The 1,117-nt window shown below is 66.5% G+C and carries 1 protein-coding gene; it reads right to left on the reverse strand.

What is annotated here, in order from left to right:
• Nucleotides 1–116: 116 nt before the first annotated feature.
• Nucleotides 117–1,117 (reverse strand): glycosyltransferase family 39 protein (locus Y705_RS22130; RefSeq protein WP_026531770.1); only part of this gene is annotated, 1,001 nt, incomplete at its 5' end.

The following is a 1,117-nucleotide window of genomic DNA, read 5'->3' on the forward strand; positions in this document are numbered from 1 at the left end:
AGCGAGTGCCGCGCCGAGGAGGATGCAGAGACCGGGGATCGTGAAGGTGAGGTAGCGCTCCTGGTAGAGGGGTTTCCCGAGGACCGTCACCGCCAGGATGATCGCCGTCGGAAGGATCACCCATGCCGCGCCGAGGAGAATAGGAGGCAGAACGCCGTGGCGGCCGCCACGCCTGCGCGAAGCGGCATCGCAGCGAGTGCCGCGCCGAGGAGGATGCAGAGACCGGGGATCGTGAAGGTGAGGTAGCGCTCCTGGTAGAGGGGTTTCCCGAGGACCGTCACCGCCAGGATGATCGCCGTCGGAAGGATCACCCATGCCGCGCCGAGGAGAATTTCCGGGCTCCAGCCGCGTCGCCGGCACCGGCGGGCCAACACGGCGAGCAGGATTGCGGTCACCGCGGCCAGCGCCCAGGCGAAGACGGCGAGCCCGCCGGAATCCATCTCGTGCGAGCGTTGTCCGAAGAAGTACTGGCCGACGAGGACGCTGCCGGCGAGCTCGGCAGGGCTCTGGTTGATCCATGAAACCTGTCCGGTCTGGGTTGCCGTGAGCGCGATGATCGGAGCCGATGCCGCTACCGCCCCAGCCGTTGACCATAGCCCGGGCCGCACCGTCCTCCTCAACCGGATCAGGACGACGCACGGCAGGATGATGAGGGCGGAGAAGACGAACATCCAGATGGACGCGGTCAGGGCGACGGCGTAGGCGAACCAGCGTGCGGTACCACCGTTCCGCGTGGCGGACTCCAGCAGGAGGACAGTTCCCACCGCCAGGAAGGCCGTGAAGGAGAACGATCTCAGTTCGGTGCTGGTCCAGGCCAGGCCCGGCAGGAAGATGGCGATGATGCCCGCGTAGGTGCCCGCCTTCGTGCTGATAAGCCGTGAACCGAGTATCACGATTCCTGCAACAGTGAGCGCGACGATGACGGTGGAGGTCAGCCGGGCAGGAAAAGGGGAGGTGCCGACGAGTGACATATAGGCGCCCTGAAGAACATAGTACGCACTGTGGACCGCGTCGACCTGCCAGATGAGTTCGGCGAGTTCGGGAAGCGTCCGGTTCGTGGCGGTCAGGGTTGCGGCCTCGTCGCCCCAGAACGTCGCCCTCGCGGACGAGGCGCTGC

This window comes from Arthrobacter sp. H41, assembly GCF_000520535.1.
In the GTDB taxonomy this organism is placed as follows: Bacteria; Actinomycetota; Actinomycetes; order Actinomycetales; family Micrococcaceae; genus Arthrobacter_D.